The organism is Caballeronia sp. GACF4, assembly GCF_023631025.1.
In the GTDB taxonomy this organism is placed as follows: Bacteria; Pseudomonadota; Gammaproteobacteria; order Burkholderiales; family Burkholderiaceae; genus Caballeronia.
Map to the genome: position 1 here is coordinate 284,479 of NZ_JALQDW010000004.1, position 21,879 is coordinate 306,357.

The 21,879-nt window shown below is 60.1% G+C and carries 22 protein-coding genes and 1 tRNA gene; 17 read left to right on the forward strand and 6 right to left on the reverse strand.

Features of this window, described 5'->3' with window-relative positions; translation table 11 throughout:
• Nucleotides 1–66 precede the first annotated feature (66 nt).
• Nucleotides 67–840 carry an SDR family oxidoreductase gene (locus NCR40_RS05175; RefSeq protein ID WP_244827691.1) on the forward strand — a complete coding sequence of 258 codons (774 nt, stop codon included), beginning with the start codon at nt 67–69 and terminating at the stop codon, nt 838–840.
• Between the two features lie 28 nt (nt 841–868).
• A complete protein-coding gene (locus NCR40_RS05180; RefSeq protein WP_250464412.1) occupies nt 869–1,300 on the forward strand; it encodes an acyl-CoA thioesterase in 432 nt (143 codons plus the stop codon).
• A gap of 10 nt (nt 1,301–1,310) precedes the next feature.
• On the opposite strand, the gene NCR40_RS05185 is transcribed toward NCR40_RS05180, so the two are convergent.
• Entirely contained in the window at nt 1,311–1,856 is a 546-nt protein-coding gene (locus tag NCR40_RS05185) for a LuxR C-terminal-related transcriptional regulator (protein ID WP_250464414.1), read from the reverse strand.
• Between the two features lie 194 nt (nt 1,857–2,050).
• Between NCR40_RS05185 and NCR40_RS05190 the strand changes: the two genes are divergently transcribed.
• The 14 genes from NCR40_RS05190 to NCR40_RS05255 all read left to right on the forward strand — a co-directional run bounded on the left by NCR40_RS05190 (nt 2,051) and on the right by NCR40_RS05255 (nt 15,614).
• A complete protein-coding gene (locus tag NCR40_RS05190; RefSeq protein WP_250508894.1) occupies nt 2,051–2,755 on the forward strand; it encodes a CoA transferase subunit A in 705 nt (234 codons plus the stop codon).
• Between the two features lie 2 nt (nt 2,756–2,757).
• The gene (locus tag NCR40_RS05195; protein WP_244827695.1) at nt 2,758–3,399 is read left to right on the forward strand and encodes a CoA transferase subunit B; all 642 of its coding nucleotides are present in this window, start codon (nt 2,758–2,760) and stop codon (nt 3,397–3,399) included.
• Nucleotides 3,400–3,571: 172 nt separating this feature from the next.
• Nucleotides 3,572–4,492, forward strand: coding sequence for an alpha/beta fold hydrolase (locus NCR40_RS05200; protein ID WP_250464415.1), 921 nt, complete (start codon nt 3,572–3,574; stop codon nt 4,490–4,492).
• Between the two features lie 60 nt (nt 4,493–4,552).
• Complete coding sequence (locus NCR40_RS05205; RefSeq protein WP_244827697.1) at nt 4,553–4,903, forward strand: RidA family protein; 351 nt, start codon at nt 4,553–4,555, stop codon at nt 4,901–4,903.
• A 30-nt stretch (nt 4,904–4,933) separates the two neighbouring features.
• On the forward strand, nt 4,934–7,156 hold the full coding sequence (locus tag NCR40_RS05210) for a RelA/SpoT family protein (protein WP_250464417.1): 2,223 nt from the start codon (nt 4,934–4,936) through the stop codon (nt 7,154–7,156).
• A 124-nt stretch (nt 7,157–7,280) separates the two neighbouring features.
• Nucleotides 7,281–7,357, forward strand: a tRNA-Val gene (locus NCR40_RS05215).
• A gap of 284 nt (nt 7,358–7,641) precedes the next feature.
• Nucleotides 7,642–9,549 carry a threonine--tRNA ligase gene (gene thrS / locus NCR40_RS05220; protein WP_250508895.1) on the forward strand — a complete coding sequence of 636 codons (1,908 nt, stop codon included), beginning with the start codon at nt 7,642–7,644 and terminating at the stop codon, nt 9,547–9,549.
• A 47-nt stretch (nt 9,550–9,596) separates the two neighbouring features.
• Nucleotides 9,597–10,124: a translation initiation factor IF-3 gene (gene infC, locus NCR40_RS05225; protein ID WP_074168877.1), complete on the forward strand. Its 528-nt coding sequence runs from the start codon at nt 9,597–9,599 to the stop codon at nt 10,122–10,124.
• Nucleotides 10,125–10,353: 229 nt separating this feature from the next.
• Entirely contained in the window at nt 10,354–10,551 is a 198-nt protein-coding gene (gene rpmI / locus NCR40_RS05230; protein WP_244827700.1) for a 50S ribosomal protein L35, read from the forward strand.
• Nucleotides 10,552–10,580: 29 nt separating this feature from the next.
• Nucleotides 10,581–10,940: a 50S ribosomal protein L20 gene (rplT, locus tag NCR40_RS05235; RefSeq protein WP_050454097.1), complete on the forward strand. Its 360-nt coding sequence runs from the start codon at nt 10,581–10,583 to the stop codon at nt 10,938–10,940.
• 201 nt (nt 10,941–11,141) lie between these two features.
• Entirely contained in the window at nt 11,142–12,155 is a 1,014-nt protein-coding gene (gene pheS / locus NCR40_RS05240) for a phenylalanine--tRNA ligase subunit alpha (protein ID WP_244827701.1), read from the forward strand.
• 78 nt (nt 12,156–12,233) lie between these two features.
• Complete coding sequence (gene pheT / locus NCR40_RS05245) at nt 12,234–14,666, forward strand: phenylalanine--tRNA ligase subunit beta (protein ID WP_250508896.1); 2,433 nt, start codon at nt 12,234–12,236, stop codon at nt 14,664–14,666.
• Between the two features lie 72 nt (nt 14,667–14,738).
• The gene (locus NCR40_RS05250; RefSeq protein WP_244827703.1) at nt 14,739–15,146 is read left to right on the forward strand and encodes an integration host factor subunit alpha; all 408 of its coding nucleotides are present in this window, start codon (nt 14,739–14,741) and stop codon (nt 15,144–15,146) included.
• 84 nt (nt 15,147–15,230) lie between these two features.
• Nucleotides 15,231–15,614 (forward strand): MerR family transcriptional regulator, encoded by a 384-nt coding sequence (locus NCR40_RS05255; protein ID WP_244827704.1) that lies wholly within the window; start codon nt 15,231–15,233, stop codon nt 15,612–15,614.
• 1,383 nt (nt 15,615–16,997) lie between these two features.
• On the opposite strand, the gene NCR40_RS05260 is transcribed toward NCR40_RS05255, so the two are convergent.
• The 4 genes from NCR40_RS05260 to NCR40_RS05275 form a co-directional block, all read right to left on the reverse strand.
• On the reverse strand, nt 16,998–17,405 hold the full coding sequence (locus NCR40_RS05260) for a hypothetical protein (RefSeq protein WP_250508897.1): 408 nt from the start codon (nt 17,403–17,405) through the stop codon (nt 16,998–17,000).
• Between the two features lie 516 nt (nt 17,406–17,921).
• Nucleotides 17,922–18,530 carry a CatB-related O-acetyltransferase gene (locus tag NCR40_RS05265; protein ID WP_250508898.1) on the reverse strand — a complete coding sequence of 203 codons (609 nt, stop codon included), beginning with the start codon at nt 18,528–18,530 and terminating at the stop codon, nt 17,922–17,924.
• 533 nt (nt 18,531–19,063) lie between these two features.
• Complete coding sequence (locus tag NCR40_RS05270; RefSeq protein ID WP_250508899.1) at nt 19,064–19,459, reverse strand: nuclear transport factor 2 family protein; 396 nt, start codon at nt 19,457–19,459, stop codon at nt 19,064–19,066.
• A gap of 198 nt (nt 19,460–19,657) precedes the next feature.
• On the reverse strand, nt 19,658–20,392 hold the full coding sequence (locus tag NCR40_RS05275; RefSeq protein WP_250508998.1) for an SDR family NAD(P)-dependent oxidoreductase: 735 nt from the start codon (nt 20,390–20,392) through the stop codon (nt 19,658–19,660).
• Nucleotides 20,393–20,501: 109 nt separating this feature from the next.
• On the opposite strand from NCR40_RS05275, the gene NCR40_RS05280 reads away from it, so the two are divergent.
• Nucleotides 20,502–20,870: a winged helix-turn-helix transcriptional regulator gene (locus tag NCR40_RS05280; protein WP_250508999.1), complete on the forward strand. Its 369-nt coding sequence runs from the start codon at nt 20,502–20,504 to the stop codon at nt 20,868–20,870.
• Nucleotides 20,871–20,928: 58 nt separating this feature from the next.
• Here NCR40_RS05280 and NCR40_RS05285 read toward each other — a convergent pair whose 3' ends face one another.
• On the reverse strand, nt 20,929–21,867 hold the full coding sequence (locus NCR40_RS05285; protein WP_250508900.1) for an SDR family oxidoreductase: 939 nt from the start codon (nt 21,865–21,867) through the stop codon (nt 20,929–20,931).
• Between the last annotated feature and the right edge of the window lie 12 nt (nt 21,868–21,879).

Genomic DNA, 21,879 nt, shown 5'->3' on the forward strand with positions numbered 1-21,879 from the left:
CACTAGCGGACTGGCGCATGCCGCGTGCCGCGTAAGGCCGAATCAACCGTAAAAGAAGGAAGCACAATGGGCCGTTCGATCAATCTGGAAGGCAAGGTCGCGCTGATTACCGGCGCGTCCAGTGGACTTGGAAAGCGTTTTGCGCAAGTACTGTCGCAAGCCGGCGCGAAAGTGGTGCTGGCGAGCCGTCGCACCGAGCGTCTCAAGGAATTGCGCGCGGAAATCGAGGCATCGGGTGGCGCGGCGCATGTCGTGTCGCTGGACGTGACCGACTATCAGAGCATCAAGTCCGCGGTCGCGCATGCGGAGACGGAAGCCGGTACCATCGACATCCTCGTGAATAATTCGGGTGTTTCGACGACGCAGAAGCTGACCGACGTCACGCCCTCCGACTACGAATACGTCTTCGGCACCAATGTGCGCGGCGCGTTTTTCGTGGCGCAAGAAGTGGCCAAGCGCATGATCATGCGCGGCAGCGGCGCGGCCAAGCCGGCGTATCGCATCATCAACGTGGCTTCGGTGGCGGGACTGCGCGTGTTTCCGCAGATCGGCCTCTACGCCATGAGCAAGGCGTCGGTCGTGCAGATGACCAAGGCCATGGCGCTCGAATGGGGCCGCCACGGCATCAATGTGAACGCCATCTGCCCGGGTTATATCGACACCGAAATCAATCACCATCACTGGAAAACCGAGCAAGGCCAGAAGCTCGTGTCGATGCTGCCGCGCCGCCGCGTGGGTTCGCCCGGCGACCTCGACGGCCTTCTGCTCTTGCTCGCCGCCGACGAATCGCAGTTCATGAACGGCGCGGTCATCTCGGCGGACGACGGTTTTTCGCTCTGAGCGCGCGCGCTTTCTCGAACAGGCAAACATGAGCAACAACCCTTTTCACACCGTCTTCGAACTTTCCATGCCTATCCGTTGGGGTGACATGGACGCCTTCGGGCACGTCAACAACACCGTCTACTTCCGCTACATGGAGCAGGTGCGAATTTCGTGGTTCGAAGAGCTCGGCATCGTCGGATCGAACGCCGAGGGACAAGGGCCGGTGATCGTCAATGCGTCGATGGAATTCCTGCAGCAACTGCATTATCCGGGCAACGTGATCGGCCGCATGTCGGTCGGCAAGCCCGGACGCAGCAGCCTGGAAACGCACTTCGAGCTGTATCGCGACGACGCGCCCGGTGAGCTCTTTGCAAAGGGCGCGGCCAAGATCGTGTGGGTGGATTACAAGGCGGGCAAGTCCGTGCCGCTGCCGGACTTGCTTCGTCAGATCATCGAGACGGCTGCGCCCGCACTATGAGCGTGCGCGCTCAGTTGCCGAGCAGGCGCTGCAGCAACTCCGTCGCGTTGCCCGTATCGTATTTGCGCATGAGCCGCGCGCGGTAGATATCGACCGTGCGCGGGCTGATGTCGAGCACGCGGCCAATTTGTTTGCTCGTCTTGCCGGTCACGAGTTGCGCGGCGATCTCCCTTTCGCGCGGCGTCAGTTCTATGGCCACACGCCGCGTCGCGCTCAAATCCTCGAAAGTCCAGACGCCTGCCGCATGCGGTGCGTCGCGCTCCAGCGCGCGGCCGGTGACGTGGCACCAGAACATTTCCCCATCCGAGCGCTTCATGATGCGATCGTCGCTGTAGGTGCCTTGCGTGCTGATATGCGCGGCAATACGCTCGCCGATGCGCGCAAACTCGTCCGGACTCGGATAAAGCACCTGAAACGACTCGCCGATGAGCGCCGCGCGCTCGAAGCCGAACATGGCGCAGACCTGCTCGTTGCAGTCCTCGATGATGCGCTCGCGCGAAAGCACGAGGCCAACGGGCGCGAGATGAAACGCGGTTTGGTAGTCCAGTTCAGGCATGAGGAAAAGGTGCGCCCGTGCTTCGCTCCCGGACGGAACCAAAGGGCGCGGGCAGAGACTTATGTATTTTTGCGTATTGTGCCGGATGGATCGCTAAGCGTAATCTTTGCCCAAGTCTAAACGCCGCCTTGCTTGCCACGGCGGCCAAGAAAAGCCGGTTTTCAGTCGGGTTCACAAATGGAAGGGACAATCAGATGAACAAGGTCTATCCCAGCGCGAAGTCGGCGCTCGATGGCATCGTCAAGGACGGGCAGACATTCGCCGTCGGCGGTTTCGGGCTGTGCGGCATTCCCGAAGCGCTGATCGCGGCGTTGCGCGACTCGGGCGTGAAGGACATCACCTGCATCAGCAACAACGCGGGTGTCGACGGCTTCGGGCTCGGCCTCCTGCTCGAAACACGTCAGGTCAAGAAAATGATTTCGTCTTACGTGGGCGAAAACAAGGAATTCGAGCGGCAATATCTGGCCGGCGAACTCGAACTCGAATTCACGCCGCAAGGCACGCTCGCCGAAAAACTGCGCGCGGGCGGCGCGGGCATCCCGGCGTTCTTCACGAACACGGGCTACGGCACCGTGATCGCGGACGGCAAGGAAACGCGTCAGTTCGGCGAAAACCATTACGTGCTCGAGCATTCGCTGACAGCGGACGTCGGTATCGTGAAGGCATGGAAAGCCGACAAATCGGGCAATCTTATCTATCGCCGCACGGCGCGAAACTTCAATCCAATGTGCGCCATGGCCGGCAAGATCACCGTGGCCGAAGTGGAAGAGATCGTCGAAGTGGGCGAGCTCGACCCCGATCACATCCATACGCCGGGCATCTTCGTGCAGCGGCTCGTCCTGAATGCGCACCCTGAAAAGCGCATTGAGCAACGTATCGTCCGCGCGAAAGGAGAATGACCATGGCTTGGACTCGTGACCAGATGGCCGCGCGCGCGGCGAAGGAATTGCAGGACGGCTTCTATGTGAACCTCGGCATCGGCTTGCCGACGCTCGTTGCCAACCATGTGCCGGACGGCATGGAAGTATGGCTGCAATCGGAGAACGGCCTGCTCGGCATCGGCCCGTCGCCGACCGAAGAAGAAGTGGACGCCGATCTCATCAACGCCGGCAAGCAGACGGTGACCACGCTGCCGGGCTCGTCGATCTTTTCGTCGGCGGATTCATTCGCGATGATCCGCGGCGGCCACATTAACCTGGCGATTCTCGGCGCCATGCAGATCAGCAAGACGGGCGACCTCGCCAACTGGATGATTCCCGGCAAGATGATCAAGGGCATGGGCGGCGCGATGGACCTCGTAGCGGGCGTGAAGAAAGTCGTCGTGCTGATGGAACACGTCGCGAAGGGCGACCAGCACAAGATTCTCGAAGAATGCTCGCTGCCGCTGACGGGCGTGGGCGTGGTGGATCGCATCATTACGGACCTCGGCGTGATCGACGTGACCGAGAATGGTCTCAAGCTCGTCGAACTGGCCGATGGCGTCAGTGCCGAGGAGATTCAGCAAAAGACCGGCGCGCCGTTGGATGTCAGCGGCGTGAAGTAATCGGCTTGAGTAAAGCGGCGTCTTTCGACGAGGAAAGGCGGGCGGGGCTGCGAGGCTTCGCCCGCTTTGTTTTTGATCACCGTGGTCAAGGGGTCGTCCGTTCGGCCGATGTTCAGTCGGTTTCGCGCGCGGCGCTTACAATCGATTCGACATCTTCCTGCGAGGAATACCCATGAGCACATCCATCGTCGTCGAAGCGCCACATCCGGCGGCCGCCGTGCCGCGCCAGCGTTTCGTGCAGTGTGCGAGCCCGGCCGGCCTGCATCGCATGGCCTACACCGAATGGGGCGATCCCGCCAATCCGCGCGTGCTGATGTGCGTGCATGGCCTGACGCGCTCGGGCCGCGATTTCGACAAGGTGGCGCAGGTGCTCGCAAACGAGTATCGCGTGGTGTGTCCGGATGTCGTCGGGCGTGGCCTGTCGGACTGGCTCGCCGACCCGCGCCATTACGGCGTGCCGCAGTACGTCGCGGACATGGTGACGCTCATCGCGCGTCTGAACGTGGAAACGGTGGACTGGTTCGGCACCTCGATGGGCGGACTCATCGGCATGGCGCTCGGCGGCTTGCCGAATACGCCGATTCGCAAGATGCTCATCAACGACGTGGGACCGCATATCGAGCCCATCGCGCTCACGCGTATCGGGGAATATCTCGGCAAGCCCACGCGCTTCGCCTCGCTCGATGAAGGCGTGCGGCACGCCGCCGCGCTTGCGGCTTCGTTCGGCAATCTCACGGACGAGGAGTGGGCAAGCATCAATACGCCGCTTCTGCACGAGAAGGACGGCGCGTGGCGCTTTCGCTACGACCCGGACATCGCGAAGCCGTTCAAGGCGTCGACGCCCGAACAGAACGCGGCGGGTGAAGCGTACTTGTGGCATGCGCTGGCCTCGTTCAAGACGCCGGTGCTCGTCGTGAGAGGAGAGCATTCGGACTTGCTGTCGCGCGAGACGGTCAAGCGAATGGTGTCGAAAGGGCAGGCGGTCACGAGCGTCGAAGTGGCGGATACCGGACACGCGCCGGCCTTCCTCGCGGCGGACCAGATCGCCACCGCGCGCGCCTTCTTTCTCGGAAATGACGCGGGCGCGGCATAATATCGGGCTGAGCGCCTGGCGCTTTATCCCAATTTGCATCTTTATCGAACAGGAACGCATATGGCAGTTACTCGTCATCACGTCGGCGCACGGCTTTCGGAAATCGCCATCCACAACGGCACCGTGTATCTCGCGGGCCAGATCGCCGAGGACACCGACCAGGACATCACCGGCCAGACGCGCGAAGTGCTCGGCCATATCGACCGTTTGCTCGAAGAAGCGAACAGCGACAAGTCGCATCTGTTGTCGGTGCAAATCTACGTCTCCGACATGGTGCACTTCGCCGCGATGAACGCCGTGTGGGACTCGTGGGTCGCCGCGGGCAACACGCCGCCGCGCGCTACCGTCGAAGCGAAGCTCGCGAACCCCGCATGCCTGGTGGAAGTCGTCGTCGTGGCGGCGCAGCGCTAAGCAGATTCGCCGAAGAGCAGTCATTCGCGCATGACCGAGTCCGCCGTTATCGCCGACACCTTGCCGGAGCCATCCATCGATGATGCGCTCGCGTTCATCCGCGAGCACGCGAAGGATGCGCGCGTCTCGACGGGCGAACTGCTCACCGAGCACGCGGAAGGCACGGCGCGCATCATGCAGACGCTCAACGTCGACGCTCACGCGATCGCCGCTGCGGCGCTCTTCGTGTTGACGCCGCATCTGGACGACCCGGAGAAGGTCATCGAGGAGCGCTTCGGCGCGGAAGTGCAGCGGCTCGTCGGCGATGTGCGCAAGCTCTTGCGTCTCGGCTCCGTCAGTTCGCGCGCCACGCTCGCGGACTTGCCCGAGAACACGCGCGACGCGCAGGCCGCGCGGCGCGCGCAAGTCGAATCATTGCGCAAGATGTTGCTTGCTTTCGCGCAGGATATTCGCGTGGTGCTGATTCGCCTCGCGTCGCGCCTGCAAACCTTGCGCTATCACGCGGCCAACAAGATCGATCCCTCGCCCGATGTGCCGCGCGAGACCATGGAAATCTACGCGCCGCTCGCAAACCGTCTCGGCATCTGGCAACTCAAGTGGGAGCTCGAAGACCTGTCGTTCCGCTTCGAGGACCCGGTCACGTACAAGCGCATCGCGAAGTTGCTCGACGAGAAGCGCGTGGAGCGCCAGTCCTATGTCACGGACGCCATCGCGCGGCTGCAAACTGAACTCGATACCGCGCAGATCAAGGCCGAAGTCAGCGGCCGGCCAAAGCACATCTACAGCATCTGGAAGAAGATGCGCGGCAAGCATCTCGACTTCTCCGAACTGAACGATGTGCGCGCGTTTCGCGTGATCGTCGGGGACATCAAGGACTGCTATACCGTGCTCGGCATCGTGCACAACTTGTGGCAGCCGGTGCCGCGCGAGTTCGACGACTACATCTCGCGGCCCAAGCCGAATGGCTACAAGTCGCTGCATACGGTCGTGATCGGCGACGACGGGCGCGCGTTCGAAGTGCAGATCCGTACCTACGAGATGCATCAGTTCGCCGAGTATGGCGTGGCGGCGCACTGGCGCTACAAGGAGGCGGGCACGCGCGGCTACGCGGGCCAGGTCACGGCAAGCGAGAAGTACGACGAGAAAATCGCCTTTCTGCGCCAGTTGCTTGCCTGGAAGGACGATGTCGAAGGCGAGCAGCCCGGTTGGCAGCAGTTGCGTGACGCCACCCTCGACGACGACCACATCTATGTGCTGACGCCCCAGGCGCGCGTAATCGCGTTGCCGCACGGCGCGACAGCGGTCGACTTCGCGTATCACCTGCATAGCGAGCTTGGGCATCGCTGTCGCGGCGCACGTGTCGATGGCGTCATGGTGCCGCTCAACACGCCGCTGCAGAACGGGCAGACGGTCGAGATCGTCGCGGTGAAGGAGGGCGGCCCGTCGCGCGACTGGCTCAATCCGCAGCTCGGCTATCTGCACAGCCCGCGCGCGCGGCAGAAGGTGCGCGCGTGGTTCAACACGATCGATGCGGCGGAGAACATCGCGGAAGGTCGCGCGATCGTCGAAAAGACGCTGCAGCGCGAAGGGAAGACCTCGGTCAATCTCGATCAGCTCGCGAGCAAGCTCGGCTTCAAGGCGCCCGAGGATCTCTACTCGGTCGTCGGCAAGGACGAATTCAGCCTGCGCAATATCGAACAGGCCTTGAGCGATACGCCGCCCCCCGAGCCCGAACTCGAGACGCCCGAGCAGTTCGAAAAGCGCAGCAGCGGACAGAGCGTGGCGCTCGGGGCATCGACGGGCGTGCTGGTCGTCGGCGTCGATGCGTTGCTCACGCAGCTCGCGCGTTGCTGCCGCCCGGCGCCGCCGGACCCTATCGCGGGGTTCGTCACGCGCGGCAAGGGCATGTCCATTCATCGGTCCGATTGCGCGACGTTCCAGCGCATGGCGCAGCGTTCGCCCGAGCGCGTGCTGCATACGACGTGGTCGGCGCAGGTGATGAACGGGCGTGGGTCGTCGGTGTATCCGGTGGATTTGTCGGTCGAGTCGGCGGATCGGCAGGGACTATTGCGCGACATCACTGAAGTCTTCGCGCGCGAGAAAATCAACGTGATAGGCGTGAAGACGCAAAGCCGGCGCAACGTGGCCTACATGCAGTTCACCGTGGAAGTATCCAACGCGATGCAGATTCAACGTGCGTGCACCTTGCTCGGGGAAGTCGTGGGCGTGATCCGCGCGGCGCGCCGAGCCTGAACGCAAGCTACGGCCGGGAGCGTCGCTGCGCGAAAAGTTGAACGGATCGACGAATAATTTTTCGATTCATCGCACAGATGCACTTGCCAAAAATCGAAACGCTCCATATAATCTCACTTCTTTCAGGCTCGTAGCTCAGCTGGTTAGAGCACCACCTTGACATGGTGGGGGTCGTTGGTTCGAGTCCAATCGAGCCTACCAACGAAAACGAAGCCTCGGTCCGCCGAGTCTTCAATCCGCAAGAAGCGCATTGCGCACAAGGCGAAAAAATATGGCACGTCGAACGTTGACCGAAACAACTTCGGAGCGACGCTAGTCGAGGACCTAATTCGCCTTCTGCCAATCTGTTTGCGGTATGTGTGAAAAGTGAATGCGGCCCCTCGATAGCGGGGCCGCATTTTTTTTGTCTCTCGGATTTTGCACGGTATCGAGCGGCATGTTTTAGTCGAACTCGCCTGGCGTGAGCTGGCGTCTTGGAGAACGAAATGGTTTCGGTACGTTTGCCTGATGGGTCGGTCCGTCAATACGACCACCCGGTGACCGTCGCGGAAGTCGCGGCATCGATCGGCGCGGGTCTCGCCAAGGCGGCGCTTGCCGGCAAGCTCAACGGCGAGCTCGTCGACACGTCGTTTGTCATCGACCAGGATTCGTCGCTCGCCATCGTCACGGACAAAGACCCGGAAGGCGTCGATGTCGTTCGTCACTCTGCCGCGCACTTGCTGGCCTACGCGGTCAAGGACTTGTTCCCCGAGGCGCAGGTGACCATCGGGCCGGTCATCGACAACGGCTTCTATTACGACTTCGCGTACAGCCGTCCCTTCACGCCCGAAGACCTCGAGAAGATCGAAAAGCGCATGCAGGACCTCGTCAAGAAAGACGAGCCTGTGTCGCGGCGCGTGGTGTCGCGCGACGAAGCGGTCGAGTACTTCAAGAGCATCGGCGAGAAGTACAAGGCGGAGATCATCGAATCAATCCCGGCTTCGGACGAAATCAAGCTCTATTCGCACGGCGGTTTCACCGACCTGTGCCGTGGTCCGCACGTGCCGTCCACCGGCAAACTGAAGGTTTTCAAGCTCATGAAGGTCGCGGGCGCGTACTGGCGCGGCGACTCGAAGAACGAGCAGTTGCAGCGTATCTACGGCACCGCCTGGACCAAGAAGGAAGACCAGGAAGCGTATCTCCACATGCTCGAAGAAGCGGAGAAGCGCGATCATCGCAAGCTCGGCAAGCAGCTCGACCTGTTCCATTTGCAGGACGAAGCGCCGGGCATGGTGTTCTGGCATCCGAAGGGCTGGTCGCTGTGGCAGCAGGTCGAGCAGTACATGCGCCGTCGGATCAATGAGGCCGGCTATCTCGAGATCAAGACCCCGATGGTCATGGACCGCTCGCTGTGGGAAGCGTCCGGTCATTGGCAGAACTATCGCGAGAACATGTTCACGACCGAGTCCGAGAAGCGCGACTATGCCATCAAGCCGATGAACTGCCCGGGCCACGTGCAGGTGTTCAATCACGGGCTGAGGTCTTATCGCGATCTGCCGCTGCGCTACGCGGAGTTCGGATCGTGCCATCGCAACGAGCCGTCGGGCGCGTTGCATGGTCTCATGCGCGTGCGCGGTTTCGTTCAGGACGACGCGCACATCTTCTGCACGGAAGATCAGTTCATCGCCGAATCGATCGCGTTCAATACGCTCGCGATGAGCGTGTACAAGGACTTCGGCTTCGATCACATTGACATCAAGTTGTCGCTGCGTCCGGAGCAGCGCGCCGGTACCGACGAAACCTGGGATCGCGCGGAGCAAGGCCTGCGTGACGCGCTCACCGCGTGCGGCCTGCAGTGGCAAGAACTCGCGGGCGAGGGCGCGTTTTATGGTCCGAAGATCGAGTACCACATCAAGGACGCGCTCGGCCGGTCCTGGCAATGCGGTACGCTGCAGCTCGACATGGTGTTGCCGGAGCGTCTCGGCGCGGAGTACGTCGGCGAGGACAACAGCCGTCGCCGTCCGGTCATGCTTCACCGCGCGATCGTCGGGTCGATGGAGCGTTTCCTCGGCATTCTGATCGAGCACCATGCCGGTGCAATGCCGCCGTGGCTCGCGCCTGTGCAGGCAGTCGTGCTGAATATTGCCGAAAGTCAGGCCGAATATGCGGCTTCTCTGGCCCAATCGTTGCAAAAACAAGGGCTTAGAGTTGAGAGCGATTTGCGCAATGAGAAGATTAACTATAAAATACGCGAGCACACGTTGCAAAAGGTTCCGTATTTGCTGGTCGTCGGAGACAAAGAGCGTGATGCACAAACCGTAGCCGTGCGTGCTCGTGGCGGTGTCGATCTGGGCGTGATGCCGGTCGACGCATTCCTCGAACGTCTGCAGCAGGAAGTGCGGGCGTTCAAGTAAGTCACTCGCAGCGCGGCTTGTTTTTTCATTTTTAGAGGAAACGTAACATCGCTACTGATAAGTCGTCACATCGCATCAACGGTGAAATCACTGCGCCGGAAGTGCGCTTGGTCGGAGTGGACAACGAGCCGCTCGGAATCGTGAAACTGGCCGAGGCTTTCCGTCAATCGGAACAGCTCGACGTGGATCTGGTCGAAATCGCGCCGCAGGCTTCACCGCCTGTCTGCCGTTTGATGGATTACGGCAAGTTCAAGTACTCGGAAGCGAAGAAGCAGCACGAGGCGAAGCTCAAGCAGAAGATCGTGCAGGTGAAGGAAGTCAAATTCCGCCCCGGCACGGACGACGGTGATTACAACGTCAAGCTGCGTAACCTCACGCGCTTCCTCGAAGACGGCGACAAGACGAAAATCACGTTGCGTTTCCGCGGTCGGGAAATGGCGCACCAGGAAATCGGCATGCGCATGCTCGAACGTCTGAAGACGGATCTGGACGAATACGGCCAAGTCGAGCAAATGCCGAAGATGGAAGGGCGTCAGATGATCATGGTGCTTGCCCCGAAGAAAAAGGGTAAGTAACGAGCGTCGTAAAGCGTTGGATCGCGCGCCGTTGAAAAGCGTGAGCGCGGCATCGCAGGTGGTTTCAGGGCTGGCGTCACTTTGGTGACGCCGCTCATGAAAAGCGGTAGCCACAAAAGGCTGTCCGCACATAAGTGGAGCGTGGGTTTCGAAGGGCGGCAAGGGGTCCGATGTTTGTTTGACGGATCATCCGCACACCCATGACCATCTAATAAACTGGAGTAGTTTCATGCCGAAGATGAAGACCAAGAAGAGTGCTGCAAAGCGCTTCGTGGTGCGTCCGGGCGGTACCGTCAAGCGCGGTCAGGCCTTCAAGCGCCACATTCTTACCAAGAAAACCACCAAGAACAAACGCCATTTGCGTGGCACGACGGCCGTTCATGAGTCAAATCTGAACTCCGTCCGCGCAATGTTGCCGTTCGCTTAACCCTTTACCGACACTCATAGGAGCGCAACATGCCTCGAGTAAAACGTGGGGTTACCGCACGGGCCCGTCACAAGAAGATCATCCGTCTGGCCAAGGGTTACCGCGGCCGTCGCAATAACGTCTATCGCATCGCCAAGCAAGCGGTAATGCGCGCAGGGCAATACGCCTATCGCGATCGCCGCAACAAGAAGCGTGTGTTCCGCGCATTGTGGATCACGCGTATCAACGCGGCGGTGCGTCAGCACGACATGACGTACAGCGTGTTCATCAACGGCCTGAAGAAGGCTTCGATCGAACTCGACCGTAAGGTGCTGGCCGACATGGCTGTGTTCGACAAGGCTGCTTTTGCTGCGATCGTGAATCAGGTGAAAGCCGCCGTTGCAGCCTAATTGCGAAATTAGTACTGCGTGGTTCGCCTGAGCGTCGTCCGGTTGTTCGGGTGGCGCGAAGGTAGAAAACGGGGCTCTCACCGAGCCCCGTTTTTGTTGGTCGGACGGTTTTGCTTATCGCATGTGAGGCGTACGAACCAATCGTGCGCATAAGCCAAACCGTAATTCAGTTAGAACTTCGACGTTGAAAAGATGGGATCAATGGATCTGGACCAGATTGTCGCCGACGCAAAAAGCGCCTTTGAAGAAGCCTCCGACGCCGCCGCGCTCGAAAACGCGAAGGCCCGCTTTCTCGGCAAATCCGGCGCGCTGACCGAACTGCTGAAGGGTCTCGGCAAGCTCGATCCGGAGGCGAAGAAGACCGAAGGCGCGCGTATCAACGTGGCCAAGCAGCAAGTCGAAGCGGCGCTCAACGCGCGTCGTCAGGCGCTGGCCGACGCGCTCCTCAACCAGCGGCTCGCTGCCGAAGCTATCGACGTTACCTTGCCCGGACGCGGCGCGAGCACGGGCACGCTGCATCCGGTCATGCGCACGTGGGAGCGCGTGGAGCGTATCTTCGGCACGATCGGCTTCGATGTCGCGGACGGTCCCGAGATCGAAACCGACTGGTACAACTTCACGGCGCTCAATAGCCCTGAGAACCATCCGGCGCGCTCGATGCAGGACACCTTCTACGTCGACGGTAAAGATGCCGAAGGCCGCCCGCTGTTGCTGCGCACGCACACGAGCCCGATGCAAGTTCGCTACGCGCGCATGAACAAGCCGCCGATCAAGGTGATCGTGCCGGGCCGCACGTATCGCGTGGACAGCGACGCCACGCATTCGCCCATGTTCAACCAGGTCGAAGGCCTGTGGATCGAAGAGAACATCAGCTTTGCGGACCTGAAGGGCGTCTATACCGATTTCCTCAAGAAGTTTTTCGAGCGCGACGACATTCTCGTGCGCTTCCGCCCGTCGTATTTTCCGTTCACGGAGCCGTCGGCCGAGATCGACATGATGTTCGAACACGGCAAGAACGCGGGCAAGTGGCTGGAAATCTCCGGCTCGGGTCAAGTACATCCGACCGTCATCCGCAACATGGGCCTCGACCCGGAGCGCTATATCGGTTTTGCGTTCGGTAGCGGCCTCGAGCGTCTCGCCATGCTGCGTTACGGCGTGCAGGACTTGCGTCTGTTCTTCGAGAACGACCTGCGTTTTCTGCGCCAGTTCGCTTAAACGCCGCACGGCCCGCGGAGCCCGGTTTGGCAACAGCAACCGGGCGAGAGACACCACCTCATTCGAACGTAGACACACATGCAATTCCCAGAATCCTGGCTCCGAAGCTTCGTCGATCCCGCACTCACGACCGACGAACTTGCGCACGCACTCACGATGGCCGGTCTAGAAGTCGAAGACCTGAGGCCGGTCGCGCCGCCGACCAAGAAGATCGTCGTCGGACGAGTGCTGGAAGTGGCGAAGCATCCGGACGCCGACAAGCTCAACGTCTGTCAGGTCGATGCCGGCACGGGCGAGCAGTTGAACATCGTGTGCGGCGCGCCGAACGTGACGCCCGGCATCAAGGTGCCAGTCGCGCTGGTCGGCGCGGAGTTGCCGCCTGCCGAAGCCGGTGGCGCGCCTTTCGCGATCAAGCTCTCGAAGCTGCGCGGTGTCGAAAGCCAGGGCATGCTGTGCTCGGCGCGCGAACTGAAGCTCTCGGAAGACCATAGCGGCTTGCTGATCCTTCCGGCCGATACGCCGATCGGACAAGACATTCGCGAAGCGCTCAATCTCGACGACACTGTCTTCGAGATCAAGCTCACGCCGAACAAGGCGGACTGCCTTTCGGTTTTTGGCGTCGCGCGCGAAACCGCCGCGATCACGGGCGCGACGTTGAAGTCGCTCGACATGCCGCCGGTCGAGGTCAAGCTCGACGAAAAGCTGCCAGTGAAGATCCTCGCGCCGGATCTGTGCGGCCGCTTTTCAGGTCGCGTGATTCGCGGTGTGAACGCGCGCGCGAAGACGCCGCAATGGATGGTCGAGCGCCTCGAACGCGCCGGTCAACGCAGCATCTCGGCGCTCGTCGATATCTCGAATTTCGTGATGCTTGAACTCGGCCGTCCCTCACACGTGTTCGATCTCGACAAGATTCACGGCGGTATCGAAGTGCGTTGGGGCAAGAAGAGCGAATCGCTCAAGCTGCTCAACGGCAACACTGTCGAACTGGATGAAACCGTCGGCGTGATCGCGGACGGCGCGCAGGTCGAAAGCCTCGCGGGCATCATGGGCGGCGACAGCACGGCTGTCACGCTCGATACCACCAACATCTATCTCGAAGCCGCCTTCTGGTGGCCGGACGCCATTCGCGGCCGTGCGCGCAAATACAACTTTTCGACGGACGCCGCGCATCGCTTCGAACGCGGTGTCGATTACTCGACCACTGTCGAGCATATCGAACGCATTTCGCGACTGATCCTCGACATCTGCGGCGGCGAAGCCGGCCCGGTGGACGATCAGACCGTCAACGTGCCCGAGCGTCATCCGGTGACCATGCGCGTGTCGCGCGCGCACCGCATTATCGGCGTGGACATTAGCGTGGACGAGATCGCACAGATTTTCACGCGTCTGAATCTCGCTTTCGAGCGCGACGGCGATACCTTCAGCGTGACGCCGCCGGCTTATCGCTTCGATATCGAGATCGAGGAGGATCTGATCGAGGAAGTCGCGCGCATCTACGGTTTCGAGAAAATTCCCGCGCGCCCGCCGGTTGCTGCCAGCGAAATGCGGCGCACGAACGAAACGAGGCGCTCGATTCACACATTGCGTCATGCCGTGGCCGCGCGCGACTATTCGGAGACCGTGAACTTCAGTTTCGTCGATGCCGACTGGGAGAAGGATTTCGCCGGCAACGACAATCCGGTGAAGCTCATCAATCCGATCGCGAGTCAGCTTTCGGTCATGCGCACGACGCTGTTCGGCAGTCTGATCGACGTGCTGCGCTACAACCTGAACCGGCGCGCAGACCGTATTCGCGTGTTCGAAGCAGGGCGTGTGTTTCTGCGCGATGCATCGGTCACGGCGGGCGAATTGGCTGTCGAAGGTTTCGCGCAACCGAAGATGATCGGCGGTCTCGCCTACGGTCCCGCGCTCGACGAGCAATGGGGCGCGCCGTCGCGCAGCGTCGACTTCTTCGACGTGAAGAGCGACGTCGAAGCGCTGTTCGCTCCCGTCGTACCGCGCTTCGTGAAGGCGGAGCATCCGGCGCTGCATCCGGGACGCAGCGCGCGTGTTGAAGTGGCGGGCCGGGCGGTGGGCTGGATCGGCGAACTGCATCCGCGCTGGCAGCAAAAGTACGACCTGCCGCATGCGCCGATCCTCTTCGAAATCGAAGCGGACGCGTTGATGGATCGCGCGCTGCCGGCGCCTTCGGAAGTGTCGAAATTCCCGCCTGTGCGGCGTGATATCGCCGTCGTCGTGGATCAGAAAGTACCGCTCCAGGCGTTGCTCGACGAGCTTGAAAATGCCCGTTCGGAACCTGCCTGCAAGCACGTCACAAGGGTTGCGCTTTTCGACGAATTTCGTCCAAAATCAAATACTTCCGGAGGGTTGGCGGAGCACGAGAAAAGTCTTGCCTTCCGTGTTACGTTGCAAGATACTGGCGGCACGCTTCAGGATGAAACGGTCGATACGGCCATCAAAACGCTGGTGGATCGCCTGGCTCGAGTACACGGCGCGCGGTTGCGCGGATAGCCTGCGGTTGGGCATGTAGTTGGCCTGCAGTTGGCTTAGTCCGTCTTCATCGTCGTCCGCCGTTTTACCGATATGAACCAAATGAACTCGAGTGATTTCGAAGCCCTTCTTTCGGCGCAGCGTAGCGCCATGACCCGAGATATCCCGACTTCGGGCGCCGTGTCCAATGACACGCCCACGCTCACGAAAGCCGAACTGGCCGAGATGCTGTTCGACCACGTCGGCTTGAACAAGCGCGAAGCGAAAGACATGGTCGAAGCCTTCTTCGAAGTCATTCGCGACGCGCTCGAAAGCGGCGATAGCGTCAAACTCTCCGGCTTTGGCAACTTCCAGTTGCGCGACAAGCCGCAGCGTCCGGGACGCAATCCGAAGACTGGCGAAGCCATTCCTATCGCGGCACGGCGTGTCGTCACATTTCATGCAAGTCAGAAGTTGAAGGCGCTGGTGGAAACGGGAGCGGAGTCAGGTCTCACGCGTTGAATTCGCTCATGCGCTGAACATCGCGCGAATCGCTTTTGCTTGCCGTGCTTCATCGACATCACTCACCAAGATGGTTGATCGACGATGGAAAAAGTCGTCTTGCCTCCGATCCCGGCCAAGCGTTATTTCACGATTGGCGAAGTCAGCGAGCTGTGCGGTGTCAAGCCGCACGTGCTGCGCTATTGGGAGCAGGAGTTTACGCAGCTGAGGCCGGTCAAGCGGCGCGGCAATCGGCGCTACTATCAGCATCATGAAGTGCTGCTGATCCGGCGGATTCGCGAACTGCTATACGAGCAGGGATTCACCATCAACGGCGCGCGTAATCGGCTTGATTCGCAAGGCCGCCCGATCAGCGATGACGCCGAAGCCGAAGATATCGAGGGCGTAGCGGCTGCGCCTTCAGCGGGCGTCGATGTCGATCAGTTGCGCAAGGAGATCACGCAGGTGATCGATTTGCTCGGTGGCTGAATGCCGCTTGTCTTGTAGGAATGACCAATGCCGCGACGGACTCGCGGCATTTTTTTGGTTTGGGTGCATTGCGTTCCGAGTGCGACTGCGCGAAGAACATGGGCTGTATGGTGCCGGTCTACTCGCACAATGGCGAATCACAAAGCATGGGTTGGATCTATCAGCCGACGGTCAGGTTCGCGCTTGGCGCCTCTACACCAACCGACCAGTACACAAGGCTCGGCCCCATACCCATAGGCGGATAGATACGCCAGTCATCAGGTCCGTGATGGAAGAAGTACAGCGCAAAGCGCCCGCCATTCTTGTATGCGCTCACACATACATAGCGGCTCCCGCCCAGATAGATGCGGCCGAACCGTGTAACGCGCGCGGATGACACCGAAACGAACCATCTTGCGACTTCGAGACGCAAGCTGGAAGTTCGGGCTGACAGCGGTTGCCTTTGAACGACAGGCGCGAGAGCAAGCGAAGGCATCAGGCGGCGTTCCTTATACGTCACTTTAAGATTAGAGCTTAAGGGCCTGAGTTACAAGTGGTTTTTGTGCCTTTTAAGTCTGAGTAAAAGCGGGCAATTGCTTTAGGGAGAGGATACTTTCTCGTTTCTGATCTGCAGTGAGAGCCGATGAATCAATCGCTTCGAACAAACTACAGACGGTTTCGGCGAGCATACCGCAAACGTTTGCTTTGCGAACTACTTTTCAGCGTGCAAAGTCATGCGCAATTGAGAAAAGCAGCGACTAGCTTTCACGTGCTGTTAAGCAAGCGGTGCCATAGCGCTTTGGAAAGCTCGATTAGGACGACAGTATTGTCAAATGCGTCGACTGTTCTTCGTTATCCATACGCCGCAGAAATCGCGATGCATCGACCGGACAAAATAGCGCTTCTGTGCGGACTAACGGCGGATGAGTCCGTCGAGGTTCTAACCGCCGGTTCGGTGCCTTGCTTTTTTATGCGGTGAACGGGTCGCTGAGCGTCGCGTCAAAATCGCGTTAAGGCAGGCACGGCTAATCATCGCGAACGCCGCAAGTTCGGTGCTAATTGCATTGCATGCAGCGCGTGAACCTATCTGAAGGTTTTAGCGCGCCCATTTTCGCGTATGAACTTCGGCATGGCGACTGCCGCCCATTTTTCCGCGCACGTGCGGGAGAGCACGGTGAGAAGAGGATAAGCAACTCTCGGGTTTCGCACGACGAGTTGGCCCATCTCGAGCAGCACGGCAATTCTCTGGCGGCGATGCATTCGTAAAGTCCAGGATGTGCGACGGTGGTCCTTGCCCGACGGTCGATTGACAAAGGACGGTATTCGCTGAGCAAGAGGCTTCATCACTACAGGCGCCTGGCGCCGAGTGACCATTGCATTACGACAACGCTTGCAATCGCTAGATCAGCTCTGTTGAGCAAGACGGCACTGTCGACTGACCACCTGATGTGCGGCGTCGATAGCTTCCAGGAACTGTTGCATGCCTGCCTGACGTGCCTCGCCATTGGCGATGAATTGCAAGGCTTCAAGAGCATCCACTTGCAGCAGATTGCCGGACGTGTTCGCCAGGTCTTTGATTTCAGCTTGCTTGCGTTCTAGTTCCTCAAGCACGGCCTTGGGCCAAGGCCGTTCAGGATCAGTCTGATACATGACTCGGAACACAACGCCCGAAAGCTCGGCGAGCGTTCCGAGCACTTCACGATAGACATGTGCGAGTGCATCCGCTGTCACCTCCGGCTTCTTGTCTCGACGCCCGAGATAGTGGAGGCTGGCGGTGGCACCGCGGACGACAACTGAGAGAATGGCTGACACGGCACGCCCCGATTTTTTATTTAATGATCATGATCGGAATATGAGGCAGTCTGGTTAGAAGTTGAGTGCGCCACTTAACGAAACGCCGCAATCAGCGTCAGGTCTGTCGAAAGTTTGGCGTGATTTGCATGACACTCGCGTGCCTCGCAGTCTTTTAGGTGGCGATCAAGGTGCAACGGCAAACACTGCGTGTGCCTAACAATCGTGGCCGCTCGAACTGATCCGATGATTTGTCGATAGATTGCGCGAAGAAGCGGTTGTCCGCATCGAAGCATGGGTCAAATGATTTTTGGCATTAGGATCTGCTCGGCGATAACGGGCAAGGCGTTTCCGCACAAGAGAGTACAGCTAGGATCGGCAAAGCGTCGATGCCGCAAGCGGAGCCGGTATCGGACACGCCTACAGGAGTTTGTAGAGAGGGCAATGCGGCTTCATCACCCGTGGTCCTTTAGAGACGCATTCCTCATCGTTGAACGAGAAGCGAATGAACAAGACGCCAAACGAATTCGCCATCCCTCAAACCGAATTCTCAAACAGCATCAGAAAATCATTTATATCTGTGCTCTTCATCAAGAGCGGATTCAACGTCTCCGGATTGTGTTCCCACCAACGTGAGTCGAGTAATCGGGCTATCACGTCTGGCTCGAAGCGATAACGCAGAACGCGCTGCGGATTACCGACGACTATCGCGTAAGCAGGAACATCTTTGCTGATCGTGGCGCCCGCCCCGATGATCGCTCCGGTGTGGATCGTAACGCCTGAAACGATGGTGGTGTTTGCGCCGACCCAGACATCGTTGCCAATGACGACGTCTCCCTTCCATCTATTGGAAGCATTTATTTGATGCAGCGTCGTGTTCGTAGACAACGAAAGCTTCGGATGCTCGCCGCCTAACACGAATGTTGCTCCCTGAGCAATTGAGCAGTAATTCCCAACCTCAAATGCACACGGAGCCCCCCAGTAATAAACGGTTGGTCGGTTTATATGACTGTGGTTACCGACCGCGACTCTGATTTCCTGAACTGGGAAAAAGAACCGTCCGTCAGTCACTTCCGGTGGCGGTAACGGAACCTCGACTGCTGGTTGCGGGGCCTTTCTCGAAAAAAATTTAGATAGCGGCTTCATGCTTCATCACCTGTCTCGCGCGCTGGGGCCGTTGTGAAAGTCGTCGTTGTCAAGCCGATTAGCCGGACGGCGCTGTGCACACGAATCCTTCGTATCCACACTGTTGGCCCGTGCTAGAAGACACTTGAGCTTGGCTTGTGGCGCTACTACGAGCCGCCGTCACGCAGGCAGGCATGATAGCAAGCGGGCCGAAATGACTTTGACTTCCTTGATGTGCGGGACAGAGCGGATCTTCCTCTCGCCATGACAAAGCCCGCTGCAAAGCGTGAACGGTTCCTCGCTATTGCGGGCGAAAGTATCTGACGGTCGGTGGCGCACAAAACGATGCTGCGGAAGCGGCGCGGCGGAAGGTAAAGAGGCGTCTCACGCCTGGCTGGACGCGGAAGTGCGCAGGCATCCGACTATGAAACCGCTCATCCCGCTGCTAGTTATCAAATATGAGTTCTTCGAGGTTGATGGCTATCAGTCAGCTCGGGGGAGACTACGAACGCAGCGACTTGCTGATCTTCCGTCGCCCAACACAACGACTAGCCTTAAAGTTCGGAGGCCCGGGCCAGTGCAAGCGTGTCGATGTACTCGCGGATGCTCGCGACCTTGCCATTGCGAACGGTGATGGCAAAGATCCAGTGGTCTTCGAAGGTCTTGTTCGTGGCTTTGATTCTGCCCGTCGCGAAGCCGACGACCAGAACCCGGTCACCCTGAGCAACGAATTCGGGCGGGGCGGGGTAGGACGTATCCACCATCTCGGAAGCCTTCTGCAACAGGTTCGCCAAGTCCGCGTGCCCACGGTGGGTGCCGGCCAGCGCCCACTCGCCCGGAACGATCCACTCGATGTCCTCTGCGGAAATGGCCAGCAAAGCTTGCTTATCGCCGCTGCCCAGCGCGGCAAAGAAATCCTTCACGACCTGGACGTTCGCTTGTGTGCTCATCGGTATCTCTCCATGTTCGTGACACAGGCCCGCAACTGAAACAGGTCGCGCCCTTACGTCGGACGGCCTCTGCTCAGCGATGTGCCGCGCGTTTCGCAGTCCAACACGCGGCACTTAGGACCCACGCTTTCCGCCGTCGACCAACAAGCCCACTGAAGGGGCCCTGCGAAGGACGTTAGCCAGAGCCGCCACAACACATCAAAGCTGCGCCAAGCCGCCGTCGACGGCCACCTCGCTGGCGGTCATGAAGCTACTGTCCGACGACGCGAGAAAGGCAGCCACCGCTCCGATCTCGGCCGGATCGGCCATGCGCTGAAGTGGAGTCATCGAGGCGAAAGCCTTCTGGCCTTCCTCGCCCAGCGCTTCCTTCGCGAGTTCGGTTGCCGTCGCCCCGGGTGACAACACGTTCACACGGATGCCGGTGCCTTTCAGGTCCTCCGCCCACGTTCGCGCGAGGTTGCGCACGGCCGCCTTGCTCGCGCTGTAGGCGCTCATTCCAGGAGCGCCCGTAGTGCCGGCGCTCGATCCGGTCAGGATGATCGAACCGCCATCGCGCATCAGCGGCAACGCCTTCTGGACCGTGAAGATCGAACCCTTCACATTGGTGTCGAAGGCTTCGTCGATGTGCTCGGCGGTGATCTTGCCGAGCGCTAGCTGGCTTCCCGCGCCGGCATTCGCAAAGACGATATCGAGGGTCCCGCGCTCGTCCTTCACGGCAGCATAAAGTCGGTCGAGGTCGGCCTCATCCGAGACCGAGCCCTCTACCGCGCGGGCATTGGGCCCGAGGTCGGCCACGGCATCGTCGAGTGCGTCTTGCCGACGGCCGAAGATGAAGACGAAAGCGCCTTCCTCGATGAAGCGCTTCGCTGCCGCGCGGCCAATGCCCGTGGCGCCACCGGTGATGACAGCCGTCTTTCCATTGAGTCTGGTCATGTCGTGCATCCTTCTTTCAAGTTGTACGGAAGCAGGAATTGCTTGCTTGAAACAAGTATGCAGTTGGACTAACCTAAGAACAAGTATGCACCTTTTGGTAACCACGAAAATGACCGACTGTTCTCCGACCTGCGGTGGCCGCTACTCTTACGGGCTAGCCGCGACCCTCAGCATCATCGCGGGCAAATGGAAGCCACTGATCTTGTACTTCCTGCTCGACGGCCCGAAGCGCTACGGCGAACTCAAGCGCAATGTCCACGGCGTCAGCGCCAAGGTGCTGATCCAGCAATTGAAGGAACTCGAAGCCGATCGCGTCCTCGCGCGGACCGACTATCAGGAGGTGCCACCGCGCGTGGACTACACGCTGACGCCGCTCGGTCGAAGCCTGGCCGACAATATCGTCCCGCTGTGCACTTGGGGAACCGAGAATATGGCCGAAATGGTGAACATGCTCGCTGAGCGCGACAGGTTAAGATAAAAGACAGCCGACATCCACGTTCAACGCCATCAAAACGTGCCCGCGCTGTTTTCGCCACTCAAAGAGCAGGGAAGTAGTGGCCATTGTCGAGGTCCTCGATCAGGCCGGGCTGGGCAGGCTTCCAGCCGAGAGCCTGACGCGTGATGAGATTGGACGCCGGAAGGTCCAGCGTGACCAGGTTTGTCAGGAAGCCAAAGTATCCCGGCAGCATCAGCACATCGATGGGAATGCTCACGGCCGGCAGGCCCAGACGGCTGCCGATGGCCTCGGCGATCTCGCGCAAGGCGATGCCCTCGCCCTCGATGCCGTGCCAACTTTTGCCAGCCGGACCTTTCTCCAGCGCGAGACGGAACAAGGTGGCGAGGTCGCGGCCATGCACGGCCGGCCACAAGTTTGCGCCGTCTCCCGGATAACCGATGACGCCCTTGTCCTTTGCGAGCGCAATCAGCAACGGGAGGAAGCCTGCATCGCTCGTGCTGTGCGCGATGGGAGGAATCCGCACGACCGAAGACCGCACGCCCCGCTGCGCGAGTGCGATCACGGCGAGCTCCACGACGTTACGAACTCGCAGCGTTCCTTTGTATGCATCGCCGGCCGGAAGGGCAGGGTCATCCTCGCTGACGGGCCGGCCGAGGCTTTCCCATCCGGGTGAGCCGATGCTCGCCGACACGACCAGCGGCTTGCCGGTTCCGGCCAGTGCGTCGCCATACGCGAGCATGATCCGGAGTTCCGCGGCGGCCACGGCATCGAGCCCGCCAGAGGGAAGCAGGTCTTGTCTATGCGCGACATGGATGACACCGTCTGACTCCGACGCCGCGGCCTTCAGTTCACTGAGATCGGAGATATCGCCGCGACGCACCTTTGCGCCGAGCGCGGATACCGCCGCCGCGGATTTGTCCGACCTGGCGAGGCCGGTTACCTCGTGGCCGGCGGCGATGAGCTCGGGAATGATGTACGAACCGATATGGCCGGTCCCGCCCGTGACGAAAACGTGCATGTTATTGCTCCC

Bases quoted from the DNA above. Each gene is read 5' to 3' on its own strand.
- NCR40_RS05175 (WP_244827691.1), top strand. From the start codon at position 67: ATGGGCCGTTCGATCAATCTGGAAGGCAAGGTCGCGCTGATTACCGGC.
- NCR40_RS05180 (WP_250464412.1), top strand. From the start codon at position 869: ATGAGCAACAACCCTTTTCACACCGTCTTCGAACTTTCCATGCCTATC.
- NCR40_RS05185 (WP_250464414.1), bottom strand. From the start codon at position 1,856: ATGCCTGAACTGGACTACCAAACCGCGTTTCATCTCGCGCCCGTTGGC.
- NCR40_RS05190 (WP_250508894.1), top strand. From the start codon at position 2,051: ATGAACAAGGTCTATCCCAGCGCGAAGTCGGCGCTCGATGGCATCGTC.
- NCR40_RS05195 (WP_244827695.1), top strand. From the start codon at position 2,758: ATGGCTTGGACTCGTGACCAGATGGCCGCGCGCGCGGCGAAGGAATTG.
- NCR40_RS05200 (WP_250464415.1), top strand. From the start codon at position 3,572: ATGAGCACATCCATCGTCGTCGAAGCGCCACATCCGGCGGCCGCCGTG.
- NCR40_RS05205 (WP_244827697.1), top strand. From the start codon at position 4,553: ATGGCAGTTACTCGTCATCACGTCGGCGCACGGCTTTCGGAAATCGCC.
- NCR40_RS05210 (WP_250464417.1), top strand. From the start codon at position 4,934: ATGACCGAGTCCGCCGTTATCGCCGACACCTTGCCGGAGCCATCCATC.
- thrS (WP_250508895.1), top strand. From the start codon at position 7,642: ATGGTTTCGGTACGTTTGCCTGATGGGTCGGTCCGTCAATACGACCAC.
- rpmI (WP_244827700.1), top strand. From the start codon at position 10,354: ATGCCGAAGATGAAGACCAAGAAGAGTGCTGCAAAGCGCTTCGTGGTG.
- rplT (WP_050454097.1), top strand. From the start codon at position 10,581: ATGCCTCGAGTAAAACGTGGGGTTACCGCACGGGCCCGTCACAAGAAG.
- pheS (WP_244827701.1), top strand. From the start codon at position 11,142: ATGGATCTGGACCAGATTGTCGCCGACGCAAAAAGCGCCTTTGAAGAA.
- pheT (WP_250508896.1), top strand. From the start codon at position 12,234: ATGCAATTCCCAGAATCCTGGCTCCGAAGCTTCGTCGATCCCGCACTC.
- NCR40_RS05250 (WP_244827703.1), top strand. From the start codon at position 14,739: ATGAACCAAATGAACTCGAGTGATTTCGAAGCCCTTCTTTCGGCGCAG.
- NCR40_RS05255 (WP_244827704.1), top strand. From the start codon at position 15,231: ATGGAAAAAGTCGTCTTGCCTCCGATCCCGGCCAAGCGTTATTTCACG.
- NCR40_RS05265 (WP_250508898.1), bottom strand. From the start codon at position 18,530: ATGAAGCCGCTATCTAAATTTTTTTCGAGAAAGGCCCCGCAACCAGCA.
- NCR40_RS05270 (WP_250508899.1), bottom strand. From the start codon at position 19,459: ATGAGCACACAAGCGAACGTCCAGGTCGTGAAGGATTTCTTTGCCGCG.
- NCR40_RS05275 (WP_250508998.1), bottom strand. From the start codon at position 20,392: ATGACCAGACTCAATGGAAAGACGGCTGTCATCACCGGTGGCGCCACG.
- NCR40_RS05280 (WP_250508999.1), top strand. From the start codon at position 20,502: ATGACCGACTGTTCTCCGACCTGCGGTGGCCGCTACTCTTACGGGCTA.
- NCR40_RS05285 (WP_250508900.1), bottom strand. From the start codon at position 21,867: ATGCACGTTTTCGTCACGGGCGGGACCGGCCATATCGGTTCGTACATC.